The sequence below is a fragment of the Sphingomonas sp. PAMC 26605 genome (genome assembly GCF_000241485.1).
GTDB lineage: Bacteria > Pseudomonadota > Alphaproteobacteria > Sphingomonadales > Sphingomonadaceae > Sphingomonas.
The window spans coordinates 75,096-87,808 of the sequence record NZ_JH584243.1; the positions used below are offsets into that span (position 1 = coordinate 75,096).

15 protein-coding genes are annotated in these 12,713 nt (G+C 61.3%); 6 read left to right on the forward strand and 9 right to left on the reverse strand.

Going from position 1 to position 12,713, the window contains the following annotated elements; all coding sequences use genetic code 11:
- From RH90_RS19820 to RH90_RS19835, 4 genes are all read right to left on the reverse strand, one after another.
- On the reverse strand, positions 1-824 hold an 824-nt coding region (locus RH90_RS19820; RefSeq protein WP_010188412.1), incomplete at its 3' end, for an alpha/beta hydrolase.
- Between the two features lie 33 nt (positions 825-857).
- Entirely contained in the window at positions 858-1,469 is a 612-nt protein-coding gene (locus RH90_RS19825; RefSeq protein WP_010188413.1) for a hydrolase, read from the reverse strand.
- A gap of 102 nt (positions 1,470-1,571) precedes the next feature.
- Complete coding sequence (locus RH90_RS19830; RefSeq protein WP_010188414.1) at positions 1,572-2,060, reverse strand: cupin domain-containing protein; 489 nt, start codon at positions 2,058-2,060, stop codon at positions 1,572-1,574.
- Complete coding sequence (locus RH90_RS19835) at positions 2,057-2,878, reverse strand: alpha/beta fold hydrolase (RefSeq protein WP_010188415.1); 822 nt, start codon at positions 2,876-2,878, stop codon at positions 2,057-2,059. The genes RH90_RS19830 and RH90_RS19835 overlap by 4 nt, the downstream gene beginning before the upstream one ends.
- Positions 2,879-3,133: 255 nt before the next feature.
- Between RH90_RS19835 and RH90_RS19840 the strand changes: the two genes are divergently transcribed.
- The 4 genes from RH90_RS19840 (at position 3,134) to RH90_RS19855 (ending at position 6,301) form a co-directional block, all read left to right on the forward strand.
- Complete coding sequence (locus RH90_RS19840) at positions 3,134-3,787, forward strand: TetR/AcrR family transcriptional regulator (RefSeq protein WP_010188416.1); 654 nt, start codon at positions 3,134-3,136, stop codon at positions 3,785-3,787.
- Between the two features lie 505 nt (positions 3,788-4,292).
- Positions 4,293-4,517, forward strand: a complete 225-nt coding sequence (locus RH90_RS19845) for an antitoxin VbhA family protein (RefSeq protein ID WP_010188431.1) — start codon at positions 4,293-4,295, stop codon at positions 4,515-4,517.
- Positions 4,510-5,568 carry a Fic family protein gene (locus RH90_RS19850; RefSeq protein WP_010188432.1) on the forward strand — a complete coding sequence of 353 codons (1,059 nt, stop codon included), beginning with the start codon at positions 4,510-4,512 and terminating at the stop codon, positions 5,566-5,568. The genes RH90_RS19845 and RH90_RS19850 overlap by 8 nt, the downstream gene beginning before the upstream one ends.
- A 373-nt stretch (positions 5,569-5,941) precedes the next feature.
- Positions 5,942-6,301: a winged helix-turn-helix transcriptional regulator gene (locus RH90_RS19855; protein WP_051124889.1), complete on the forward strand. Its 360-nt coding sequence runs from the start codon at positions 5,942-5,944 to the stop codon at positions 6,299-6,301.
- A 243-nt stretch (positions 6,302-6,544) separates the two neighbouring features.
- Here RH90_RS19855 and RH90_RS19860 read toward each other — a convergent pair whose 3' ends face one another.
- The 4 genes from RH90_RS19860 to RH90_RS19875 form a co-directional block, all read right to left on the reverse strand.
- The gene (locus RH90_RS19860; protein WP_010188434.1) at positions 6,545-9,178 is read right to left on the reverse strand and encodes an AAA family ATPase; all 2,634 of its coding nucleotides are present in this window, start codon (positions 9,176-9,178) and stop codon (positions 6,545-6,547) included.
- On the reverse strand, positions 9,175-10,290 hold the full coding sequence (locus tag RH90_RS19865) for a metallophosphoesterase family protein (protein ID WP_010188435.1): 1,116 nt from the start codon (positions 10,288-10,290) through the stop codon (positions 9,175-9,177). The genes RH90_RS19860 and RH90_RS19865 overlap by 4 nt, the downstream gene beginning before the upstream one ends.
- Before the next feature lie 121 nt (positions 10,291-10,411).
- Positions 10,412-10,798, reverse strand: coding sequence for a type II toxin-antitoxin system VapC family toxin (locus RH90_RS19870; RefSeq protein WP_010188436.1), 387 nt, complete (start codon positions 10,796-10,798; stop codon positions 10,412-10,414).
- Positions 10,795-11,040, reverse strand: a complete 246-nt coding sequence (locus tag RH90_RS19875; RefSeq protein WP_029625518.1) for an AbrB/MazE/SpoVT family DNA-binding domain-containing protein — start codon at positions 11,038-11,040, stop codon at positions 10,795-10,797. Before RH90_RS19875 ends, RH90_RS19870 begins: the two co-directional genes overlap by 4 nt.
- A 270-nt stretch (positions 11,041-11,310) precedes the next feature.
- Between RH90_RS19875 and RH90_RS19880 the strand changes: the two genes are divergently transcribed.
- Positions 11,311-11,955 (forward strand): recombinase family protein, encoded by a 645-nt coding sequence (locus tag RH90_RS19880; protein ID WP_010188440.1) that lies wholly within the window; start codon positions 11,311-11,313, stop codon positions 11,953-11,955.
- A gap of 104 nt (positions 11,956-12,059) precedes the next feature.
- Here the strand turns inward: RH90_RS19880 and RH90_RS19885 are convergent, their stop codons facing one another.
- Positions 12,060-12,287, reverse strand: coding sequence for a hypothetical protein (locus RH90_RS19885; RefSeq protein WP_010188441.1), 228 nt, complete (start codon positions 12,285-12,287; stop codon positions 12,060-12,062).
- A gap of 123 nt (positions 12,288-12,410) precedes the next feature.
- On the opposite strand from RH90_RS19885, the gene RH90_RS19890 reads away from it, so the two are divergent.
- Positions 12,411-12,713, forward strand: a 303-nt coding sequence (locus RH90_RS19890) for a transposase (protein ID WP_029625519.1), incomplete at its 3' end; no start/stop codon positions are given.

Here is a 12,713-nt window from a genome sequence, read left to right on the forward strand (position 1 = left end):
AGGCGAAAGTCGATCCACTCTCGGATGTCGGCAATGACCGCTTCCTTGCCCAGATCGTTGAGCGGGTCGTGGAAACGATCTTCGTAGAGGTTCAACGTCTTATCAACCGCTCCGGCTTGATCATAGAAATGCTGGCTACCGCTCGGCTTGGCGGCCTTGTCCGCCGTACCGTGAATAATGAGCAGCGGGAGCGTGATTTCGGGAAACGCCTGCTTCAATCGCGCATCCGCACGGACGATGGCAGCCATCGTCGCGAACGGCTGCGACTCTTTGGCGATAAGCGGATCGCCATTCATCGCTTCGACTACAGCCGGATCGCGCGAGAAATCCTCGTTCTTGAGCGCGATCGCATGCGCATGCGGTACAAGGTGGCTTACCGCCTTCAAAACCGCGAGTGCGAAATCCGGCGCAGGCACCTCGAACGCGAAATCCTCGCAAATGAGGCCGGCAATCTCGGTGCCGTGATCGAGGGCATACAGGCACGATACCACGCCACCGGCGCTATGACCGAGCAGGAAAACCGGGACACCGGGCTCGCGCGACTTCGCGAGCTGGATGAGGCCATGCAGATCGGCGACATATTCGTCGAAGCTCTGGACGTAATAGCGCTCGCCCTCGGACTTTCCGCGTCCTCGCAGATCGACCGCGTAAGTAGCGAGCCTGCTCTCGGCGAATTGCTCGCCGACCCATTGGTACATTCCGCTGTGCGCGTTGAAGCCATGGCAGATTGCCACGACCGCGCGAGGCGCTACGTCCGGTCGCCACGACCGCACGTTCAGCTTGCCTTTGGAACCTTCGATAAACTCTTGAATGGTCGTGTGCATCATTTCCTCCGTCGGGAAGGTGGATGATCAAGATCAGGGGTGGATCGAAGCGAAGACGATTTCAGCGAAGCCAGGTGTGGTTTCCTTGCGCGCCCAGTCGCGCTGCAGTTCGCAGGCAAGCTGGATCCAGCTGATCGGCTGCGCTCCCGCTTGGACAATCCGTTCTAGCCCGGCGCGGTGCGCCTCTGCCGATGTGCCACCGACCGCATCGACCACCGGATAGACTTCGAACCCTTCGCGCAGCGCATCGAGTGCGGGGAAGACGAGGCAGACCTCGGTCCACAAGGCAACCATGATGAGCTTCTTGCGCGCGGTCGCCTTTACCGCCGCGACAAGATCGACATCTTCCCACGCATTGATCGAGGTCCGGTCGATCGGCACCACATCCGGCAGCACATCGGTCAATTGATGAACGGTCGGCTGGTTTAGGCCGGTATTCACGTTGACGGTCGAAAGCACGATCGGCAGCCCGTAAAGCTTTGCCGCTTTGGCTACCGACACTACATTGGCGAGCAGCAGGCGGCGTTCCATCGAAACGATCGAGGCCACTTGCACCGGCTGGAAATCGATAATCACCAGCGCAGCATTTTGCGGGGTCAGCAGCTCATCCGCGAGCGGATCGCGGATCGTGGTCGGTGAGGTCATGGAAATAATCCTTTCAAGAATAGAGCAAAGAAAACGGACGCAGGCAGCCGTTGCCGGGAGGCCCCGGCCTGAAAATCAACGGTGGGAAAGTTTGAACGCGCTTCAGGGCCGCGGGGCGTTGGCCGGATCGGCATAGGTCGTGCTGGTCGGACCATAGCCGGAGATATAGACGACCGCCGGCTTGTCCTTGGTCATCGCGAAATGCGCCTCACCAGCAGGTTCGGTGTAGAAACTCCCGGGCGAGAGCTGTTTGACGGCCGCCTCGGACGCGGTTTTACCATAGCCCAGATACCATTGACCCGAGACAACGACGGCACTGCGTTCGTCGCGGTGATCGTGCGCCGCGATCCGGGTGTGGGCGGGCACGCGGATTTCGATCGTGTACGGCCCGCTCTTGCTCGGATCACCCGACAGGACCGTACTCTGGATGCCGGCGACGCCAGATGTCCCGGCGCCGGGACCGACCTTGGCCAGCGCGGTGATCTCTGGCGGGGTCAGCCGGAGTTGCGCCTGCTTGGCAAAGGCTCCGGTGCTGTCCACCAGTAGCATCAGCGCGACGAAACGGATGGTGAGGGTTGCGCGGACATTCACTTGCCGTCCTCCAGAAAGGTCTTGATCAGCGCGACGGTCGCCTTGGGCTGTTCTTCCATCAGCCAGTGACCAGAATCCGCGACGACGCCCTGCGTCACGTTGGTAGCCGCTGCACGCATGACGGTCGCCATCATAGGGCCGAACGATTTTTCGCCGCCGATCGCGAGGACCGGCATGGGCAGCTTGTGGTCGGTCGCCTGCCAGGCACGATTGTCGATCACATCCTGATCGAACGCGGCAAACTGCGCGAAGCCAGAGTGCATGCCACCGGGCAGCGCATAGAGCTTGGCGTAATGTTGCCGCGAGGCCTCGTCGAAGCGCGCCGGATTTGCGGAAAACTCATTCCAGAAGCGATCGAGATATATGCGTTCACGCCCTGCGACCAGCCGCTCCATGTCAGGACCGCCGAACCGGAAATGCCACAGCAGCGGGCTTTTCAGAATATCGTCCCAAGGGCCGATGCCGGGAATGGGCGCGTCGAGCAGCACGAATTTGGTCACGCGGTTGGGCTGCTGCGTTGCCAATGCGAAGCCTACCATATTGCCGATGTCGTGCGTAACAAGCGCGAAGCGGTCGATCTTCATCGCTGTCAGAATGCCGGCGACATCGCGCGCCTGGGTCGCCTTGTCATAGCCGGTTGCCGGGTGAGAGGAGAGGCCCATGCCGCGCAGATCGGGTACAATTACGGTATGGTCGGCCATCAGCGCGACGGCCAGCGGCGACCACATATCGCCCGTCTCGCCAAAGCCGTGCAGCAATATGACGGCGGGACCGTGACCGCCGACGCGGACGAAAATGTTCGTGCCGTTGGTCTTCACCGTCTCCGTTTTGAAGGTGGTAGGGAAAGGCTGGACGTCCGCGAGGGCGGGGGGCGCTAGTAACAACGCTCCGATCGACGACACGGCGAGCGCGGTAAGCTTTCTCATGGCAGGCACTCCATTGGTCGGGAATCGACCGATAAGCTAAGCATGACAGGATAATTGATCATGTAAATACCTTAACTGAGCGAATGATCAGTTTCCTTTGCAGGGCGAGTGTGCTTAAGGAGGGAATATGAAAAGCAGAATCGCATTATGAAGCCCAAAACCCACAGACATGCCGACGCCACTGACGAGGGGACCGCTCGGGATCATATCCTGAAAGCGGCGGAGCAAATCTTCGCCGAACTGGGGTTTGAAGGCGCATCGCTACGCCAGATTGCCGGCACTGCGGATGTCCCCGTTGCCCTTGTCAGCTATCATTTCAAAAACAAGCTCGGGCTGTACCGCGAAGTGTTCAAAGCCCGTGATCCCAACACCGCCGACAAACGGCTGGCCGGACTTGCGCTAGCGGAAATGGAGGACGACCCCGAACGGCGGCTGGAGATGATCCTGAAGGCGGCACTGATGCCGATGCTTTCACTGCGCAAGATCGAAGGCAGCGCGAATTACGGCGTGTTGCTGGCGCGCGAAGCGTCTGACCCTAAATCGGCGGAACGCGGCATCGTGAAAGAGCTGTTCGACCCCACCGCCCGCGCGACGATCGCCGCCCTGAAGCGCGCATTGCCGGATCGCAGCGAAGCGGAAATCGTGTGGTCATTTCAGATGATGATTGGCACGATGCTGTTCATCATGGCCGATGCGGGCCGCACCGCGCATCTCAGCCACGGTTCGTGCGATCCCGAGGATGTTGATGGAACGATGAGATATATCCTGCCGCTGTTGTTGCACGGGATACGAGGCAAATGACATTTGGTGTCAGCCACAGCACCGCGTGTCTATGAGCCGCTCCCATACCGGATTAGGTGCTTAAGAAAGCAACCGTTGGTTCTCCAAGCTTCAGACCCGCCCAGCGGAAAATGTCTTCTTCGTAGCAAAGCGGTCATGCGTTCCGAGACCAACAATGACCGAAAAATGCCAAAGAGCGACGATCAAAATGACGTCGCAGGTGGCGCGGGAACGACCGCTGCCAAGAGCGCCACACCGCAGCCCTGTGGCCAAGTATTGGCGGTTGCCGATTGGCCGCTTCGTTGGTTCGCGAAAGTGCGAAGCCATCATGGATGCTCAAGCGGCCTGAGCGAACGCTAAAGTTAGCGCGTATGGGATGCACCCCCCTCCCTCAGCACCGCCCAAGGCGGTGCTACGAACGATTTCCCGCCGACGGCCGACAGCTTCGCTAGAGGGGAGGTTGCGTTCCGATTCTCGTATTACCCATGGCTTTGTGCTATGAAGGTTGCCTCGAAAGGATCGCCCGATGAACGTCCAAACGCCCATCAAATCATCCGTCCCCGCGATCAGCGACGAAGAACGCGCAAGCCGGCTTCGCGCAGTGAACTTCGCACGTGGCAGCGTCCGCTACGAGGGCGGGATCCAAACGGAGGAGGTCGAGGTCATCGCTGCACGCTACGTCGACGGAGGCCTCACGCTCGACGAGTATATCGCTGCGGTCAAAGCATCGGATACGGTTCGCCTTGCTTAAGCGTGACGAAAGCGCGCTCACGAGCGCGCGCATTGTCGAGCTTTATATAAGACCGGTTCAAGGTGAGTTCGACGTAGCCCATCTGCGCGAGGTACACCGGCGTATTTTCCAGGACCTTCCGCACCGCGGGCCAGGCGAATACCGACCGGACGCACCGGGGCATTTCAAGCACCGGGCGCTGGAGGCAACAAACGACCGCGTCGTGGTGCCATATGCCCTTCGCCCCGAGATGGAGCGAAATCTCGGCGCCACGCTCGAGGCCTTACAAGGCGGGAAAGCGCTAAAGGGTTATGACACCCTGGAGATGTCCGAAGCGATCGCACAGACCTATGCGCGCCTCGACTACCTTCACCCGTTCGGAGAGGGTAACAGCCGCACGCTCCGGACATTCACGGAGCAACTCGCGCGCGAGAACGGGCACAAGCTCGATTGGGAAACCACGAACGTCAGCCCGCAATCCCGCGACGCCCTCTATATCGCGCGCGACATGGCGGTGATCCAGCTCCGCAACCCCGGCATTACGATGGCCGACGCGATGGCGGCCACGACGCGGGAGGAATACGAACTCAAGTACCAGCTCACCACCCAGGTCCAGCGCTACAAAAATGCAGATCCGCTCGAGGAGGTGGTCCGACGGTCGCTTGAACGGGGTCGCGAACAAAAACCATACGATCGACGGATGTCGATCACAGAAGCGGCGCGCGAGATCGTCACGATCGAGCCGATTGCCCAAAAGCAGGCAGAGCGGAACGTGGAGGACATGCGGCTCGCTGTCCTACGGAAAAAGGAGCCAGCTGTCGAACTGGACCGTGCAACGAACATGCGCGACTGGGTGGCCCGCGAAGGTACGGTGTCGGTGCTGACTGACCGTCTGGCGAATGTCACCAGCGGTCATATCACGATCAACCACGAACCCGGCGCGTCGGCCCTAAACCGGCTGACTGCCGTCGCAGACGGCATCAGCCTCGAGCTGGCGAAACAGCGAACCAATCCGACGCCGACGATAACGCCCCCGGTTCGGCAGATCGATCGCGGCGACCTCGAGCGCTGAGCGCGCAGCCCAGCGCTATTGAAAAGTCCCCGCGCTTACGCGGGGAAATGTTCCAAGCGCGTCAGCGTGGCGCATAATTCTTCAGCAGCGCGCCGCTCCCGGCCGAACGGCAGGACCGTCGTAAATACGGAGCTGTTCCGCTCGAGCTGATAACGGATCTCAAGGTGTGGATCGGCGCCGAAAACGGGACCGCGGTCTGAGCGAAGCAACTACCTGTATTTCTTTGAAAGTATGGGTTATCGAGGGGTCCCGATCGGCGCCGATTGGGACCCCCGGCTATGTAAGGCTTCGACGCAGATTCAATAGCTTGGTGAGGATCTTCCGGGGTCCCGTTTTCGGCGCCGATCCACACGTCAGCGCCGACTGCCGTCGGATGAACAGCGTGCTATCGCTGGTTGGCGATAAGTGGACGGTAATGATCGTGATGGTTCTGATCGAGCGCCCACGCCGCTTCAATGACATCAAGCGGACGATTGGCGGAATCTCGCAGCAGATGCTCACCCGCACGCTGAAGGCACTTGACCGCGACGGCATGGTCAGCCGGACGGTCAATCCTACAGTGCCGCCCCAGGTCGAATATGCGCTGACGGAACTAGCGTTTTCGCTGTCGCATCCGCTTCGCGCGCTTGGCGCTTGGGCCGGAGCGCATCTCGAGCAAATAGACAGTAACCGCGTCTCGTATGACGCGACCAGGGGAGTTGCACTCAGCCATGGTGGTCAGGGATCTCAGTAAGTAGCGTGTGACTCATAACTGTCGACGAGGCTCGCTATCGAGGTGGCCGCATGCGTTGTCCGGCTTGACCCAAAGTCGGCCGCTCATGCAGGTTTGGCCCAGTCAGAAAGCAGACGTTGGTTCAGGTCTATCTGCCTGTTTCCAGGGCTTTTGTGCGCGAGCTTCGACCGCGGCAGCACCCTAAAGCGGCCAGGCCGTTCTCCACCCAACTTTGCTGAAATACGGACGTTCCGCTCTGCGTCGTTACTCTGCTCCCGTCAGGGTTATGCGGTTGCCGAGATGTCTAAAGGCACGATCACGACAGGTCAGCAGAATGACCTGCATCCGCGTCGCCGCATCGGTCAGGATTTCGGTCATCAAATCTAGGCGGGTATCGTCGGAATAGACGAGCGGGTCGTCCAGGATCAGAGACACGGGCACGCCCTGCTCCAGCAGCATGTCCGCGAAGGCAAGCCGGGTAAGGACCGCCAGCTGCTCCTGGGTACCTCGGGAGAGATCGCCACAATTTTCGCCAAGGCTACCACGCACGATCGATGCCAGGCCTAGATCATCACCGAAGCTCGGATCGCAGCCAGGCAAGAGTCGCTCGATATAGCGGCGCGCGCGTCGCGCAACAGGCCCGACGAACGTCCGTGACGTTTCCGCACGCGCTCCTTCCAGCGTATCGCGGAGAAGCTTAAGCGTGTCCGCCTCCTGCATCATCCGCGCGAGGTTAGCGGCCATGGCATCCGCCTCTTCTCGCGCAACTGCAGCGCGGTCCGCTAGGCCCTTGCCCCCTTCCGCCTCGATCCGCGCTTCAAGCCCGGCGATCACCTTCTCCAAATCGATACGCTGCGTCCGGGCTACCTCGACACGTTTGTCCAACACCCCGATCTGACGCTCGATAGCGGTGACATCATGCGCCGTCGCAGCCCGCTCGGCATCCTGCAGGCTGACCAACGCTGCGGCTTCCCGCTGACGTACCTCCGACAGGGCTTCATCCAGGCGAGCCACCTCAGGCTTGCCTTCCAGGGCATCAAGCTGCGCTACGGCGTTGGCGGCATCACGCTCGGCGCCAGCTGCCTGGACCATCAAGGGTGCATTGCGGGCTTCCAGTTCGCGCAGTTGCGTCGATGCTGCCTCATCGACACCCTCTGCTCTCGCGAGCGCTGAGTCCGCTTCTGCCGCGATCACGGTCAATGCATGGAGGTCTGGTCCAGCTTCACTCCCCTCCCCTTCCGCGCTTTCCTGCAATCCCGCTATGAAACTCTTCAGGGCCGAAGCCCCGCCCGCGATACCAAGCAACGGCACGGCCGGCGTAATCCCGGCGATCCTCGCTTCGAGCGTGCGCGCGTTGGCACCGGCATCACGTGCAACCTCATTACGAGTCCGGGCATCGGCGACACTCGTCACCCCGTCGTCAGCCAGCGCGGCCGCCAGATCGTCGCGGGCGTTGGCGAGAACTGTTTGAGCGCTTTGTAGCCCTACTGGCGGTCGAATGATCAGCATGGCGCCACCAAGCTGGATGCGCGTCTCACGCGACAGCGTCCGGTCGCCAGGCTGCGCTGGCATGCCGTCGATCTGAACGCCGCTGACATCGCCCGCGAACTCGACCAAGGTCGCACCGGCCTCCACCGCTGCGCGCGCCTTGTCGACGGCACGTTCGCGTTCTTCCAGCACCTTAATGATGCTGGCGGGAATCGCTGTTGTACCAAGCGCGCGCGCGGCAACGAGTTCCGCTTCGAGGGGCAGCAGTTCGGAATGTCGCTGGCGTACACGGGTAATCTCGGCTTGGCGTGCTCTGGCGGCGACCGACTTGGTGGCAGCATCGAGCGCGGCATGTGCGTTTCGCCGGTTGTCGCGGGCTGTTGCCAGCCGATCACGCGCCGTACCCGCTCGCTCTCGCGTGTTGGCCAATTCCTCCTCCAGGCCGGATCGCTTCTCACGGGCGCTGGTGAGCTCTGCGGTCGTATCGCTGACGACCTTCCGAGCATCGGCCAGACGTGCGGTGAGGTCCTCCAATGCCTTGACCTGATCAGCGAGGCGACCTTGCTCGGCGCGCCTCGTATCGCGCAATTGTGCCGCGGATCTTGCCACGTCAATGTGACCGACCAGGGCCCTTCGCCGGTCTGCGTCCGCCGTATCGGCGAGATCGCGATCCAACACCTTCAGCCTGGCCCGAGCAGATTCCAGATCGGCGAAGCCCTGCTCGAGGGCGGCAAGCCCGGTCGCCGCTTCGTTCGCAGCCCGCTCCGCAGCCTCATGCTCGGTACGCGCTGCCAACTGCCGACCGCTAGGCCGGCCAGTGTTGGTCCAATAGTCTGTGAAATGGCTGTCGATCCGGGGCCGAACACGTTGATAGGCGGCACCGCCCATGATCGTGCCGACCTCGGCCTCCAGCGTCGCGCGCACGCTGTCGCGGACGATCTCGCCAGGAGGCGTGACTTCGAGTGCCTGCGCCTGCCCTACCCAGAGCAATCCGAGCGCGCCGTGCGCGGCTGCGTCGCCCGCCTGGCTCGTATCACGACGCGCGCCCAGCAACGCCTGCAGCTGAGCTTCGGCATCTTCGCCCTGTGCACGGCCGTTTGGTCCACGGACCTCGACCGACGCACTCTTCAGGAAGCGCTTGCTGACCTGCCAGTCCTCGCCCCTCGCCTCGAAATTGATATCGATCTGCGGCGCGACCGCTTCGCCATGCGGCGCATAGCTGCGCGCCAGGCGGTTGGCTGTATTGTGGCGAATAAAAAAGGCTGCGCGCATGGCTTCGAGCAGTGTCGACTTCCCGGTCTCGTTCGGCTCGATGATCACGTTCAGGCCGTCCGTCAGCCCATCGAGGACAAACGGATCGCGGAACTTGCGGAAGTTGGACAGCGCAATGCGCCGAATTTTGAGGCTCATGCTGCATCCTGTCCGCGCTGATATTCCACGAACAGACGCTCGAGCGCCCGCTTGGCGGTGACGCCGTCGCTACCCCCTGCTTCGATCATACTCATCAGCTTTGCCGCGGCGGTTCCGATCATGCCCTCCACCTGAAGATCCGCCAGATCTTGCTCGCTCGGCCGACCGACCAGGTCATCTGCCGCAATCGCCAGATGGCGCAGGCGATGGTGCAGGTCATTGTCCAACCGGCCAAGGATCGCGATCCGGTCTGACAGGCTGACGATGCCGGACAGCGACAGGTTGAGCAGGGTCGCCGATGGCTCGATGCTTGCCAGCAAGCGCTCGCTTTCGGCAGCAAACCCCTCCGCGTCCGCCACGGTCCAGTCCCGCCGTAGCCACTGGAACCTGCCTGTGCGTATCTGCGTCACGACCGGTTCCACGCCTGGTTCGAGCGTCACCAAGAGGGCGAATCCCGGCTCGTCGCGCTGAAACCGGTCTGTTTCCGGTGTGCCGGAATACCAGGTATGTGCATCGACGCGGAGTGCACCGTGCCAGTCGCCAAGCGCGAGATAGTCCAGGTTGGAGCGCTGGGCGCGGTCAGGGGCGATTTGGTTCTGCGCTTCGCCGCGCGACGAGAAGTCACGGATCGAACCATGGGCCAGGCCGATGCGAAGCGTCGCGCCCGGCGTCTCCATCGTGTCGAACAAAGCTGTCGGGTCATCCAGATTGTGCCGATGTGTCAGCGGTGCCGGCAGGAGCCACTGTCCGGGGTCAAGCTCGCATGGCACTGGCTCAGTGATTATGCGGATGTTCGTCGCCCCCTTGGCGCGGACACGGTCCCAAAGACCGCTATTGCGGGCGAAGTCGTGATTGCCGGGGAGCAGCCACCATGTGCATGCATATCGTTGCATGCGGGACACAGCCTGAACGATAACGCGATCTTCCGGCCCCTCGGTATCGAACACGTCGCCTGCGACGAGAACATGTGCGGCCCCGTGCTCGATGGCTGCCTTGCCGATCGCGTCGATCGTGTCGAAGCGTGCTTCGCTGAGCGCTGCACGGACATCGCTGTCGAAGCGGCCATAGGGTTTGCCGAGCTGCCAGTCAGCCGTGTGGATCAGGCGTAGCATGAAAGCTTTCTAGTGATGAGAGGGTCGCAGGGGAACCGGACCTCGTTCCCCTGCCCTATCCTGTAGCTGCCGATGCAGTTAGCAGGTCACGCGTAGGGAGCATACGCTCGGTCGTAAGATGCTACCGGATCGTCACTACCTTGACCTCGACGGCCTCCGCGATCTTCTTCCAGTTCTGGTCGCTCGTCCATGCCGGCAACCCATCCCGTTGGGCAAGCGCAAGGCAGAAGCGATCACCAAGGCTAAGCCCTGCCTCGGCCGTCATCGCGCGCAGCCTACCGGCAATTTGGGCAAGAGCCTTGTCCGCCGGCACCACGGTCAGTGGCAACGGATCAAGCATGGCATCGACTTCCCGCTCGGGCATGCCGGAATGGATGAAATGGGTCACCACCTCGGCATAATTAACACTGCTCACCCGAGCACCCGCAATCCCAGCTGCAACCTTGGCGGATCCCTTCTCGCCCTTGATCATGGCAATGAGCGCCGATGCATCCAGCACCACGGTCATTCGCCGCTGTCCTCACGACGCCGGTTGAGGAATGCGTCGACCGAGGCGTCCGGGTTACCTCCGGTATATTGCTTGGCTAGCGCCTGTGCTCTTGCCACCGCCTGGTTCGCGGTTCGCAGAACGACGCCGTCTTCCGTTTCGTCGAGATAGACCGCACCCCCACCAGTCAGACCCAACCGCTTACGGACGTCAGCCGGTAGGCTCATCCGCCCATTCGGAGTTATGTTGATCTGTAGCGTCATAGCGGCACTTACATCCATTTGCAGCATCATCATCAACGGCTAGCCGGTGACGATCATTATGGCAACATCGCCTATGATACGTCACCCTTGAGATACTATGCCATCGATGCGCGCCAATGGCTCGCCGTCCCCGCGTTGCCTAACATGGCACTATTGTCGGTTCCTTTAGGGTATGCCTTTCCAAGACCGGGCTAGGTGCGGTGCTTTTTAGCGTCATGACAACGTAAAAAGGACTAGACACACGAAGACTGCTTATAGCAGACCGGTAGCATGTTCATCCGCGCCTATCTCCGTGTTTCCACATCCGAGCAGGACGCATCACGCGCTCGTGGTGCCCTCGACGCCTTTGCGGACGAAAGGGGCCTGCGGATCGCGGCGCGCTATATGGAAAATGAGAGCGGGGCCAAGTTGCACCGTCCCGAGCTATTCCGCCTTTTCGCAGATAGTGAACCGGGCGATGTGCTTTTGGTTGAGCAAGTGGACCGCCTATCGCGTCTTAGCTCCTCCGACTGGACGAGGTTACGTGCCGAGATCGACGCCAAGCAAGTGCGGATTGTGGCGCTTGATCTACCAACCTCATGGGGCTTGGCGGCACCCGCCGACGATTTCACCGCTCGTATGTTTGCGGCCGTCAACAGCATGATGCTGGACGTACTCGCGGCAGTCGCGCGCAAGGATTATGAGGACCGGCGTCGCCGGCAGGCAGAAGGAACCGCTCGCGCCAAGGCGGCCGGCCTCTACAAGGGGCGTCCGGAGAACAAGGCTCGGAATGCCGCCATCGCTACCATGCTGCGCGATGGCCGATCATGGCGCGAAATCATGGACGCGACCAGATGCAGCCGCACCCTTCTTGCCAAGCTCGCTCGCGACCTAAAGCTTGGGAAAGGCGAACAGTTGGCGATACCGCTTTCGTGAGGATAAGCTGCCCTCCCGGTTTCACCGCGATAAGCAGCCGTTCCGCAGTCGCCCAATCTAAGCCGATCACGGCTTCGACCGCGCTCCCGATAGCTGCCGGTTGTTCAGCTATGCCGCTTTGCGATGCCAAGAACCAACAACAGGGCGGGGGTAAAGAAGATGGGGAATGGCAACCAGTCTGCGGTTCGATAGCCCATACCATCTAACACCGCCTGGCCCGCCCAGATCGCCGCGAGCGTAGGGAGAATGACGGCTGCCAATACGCCGAAGCCTTTCCAGTGACACGGCATGTAGCTCCACGCCACCTTTTCGAACCAGACTTCGCGCTGCAAAGGTCACCTCGTAATGTCCGCTTCCAGTAGGTTAGCGCTTAAAGCGGTCCGGCTGCAAACCACCGAGGCTGTGTGAAAACGTGGTGATGTGCTATCATTGAGGCCTGATTTGGGAGGCCGATGATGGGGCGTTTCATCGAGGGGTGCGATCGGCGGCAGCAGCTTTTCCTGCCTGATTGCGTGGACGATTATGTGGCTGAGGACAGTCCTGTGCGGATCGTCGATGTGTTCGTCGATGAACTGGATCTGGCGGCGCTGGGTTTCGCGGATGCAGCGGCGACCGGGCGGCCCGGCTATCATCCGGCGATGCTGCTCAAGCTCTACATCTACGGTTACTTGAACCAGGTGCAGTCGAGCCGGCGACTGGAGCGCGAAGCAGGCCGCAACGTCGAGCTGATGTGGCTGACGGGCAAGCTCGCGCCCGAC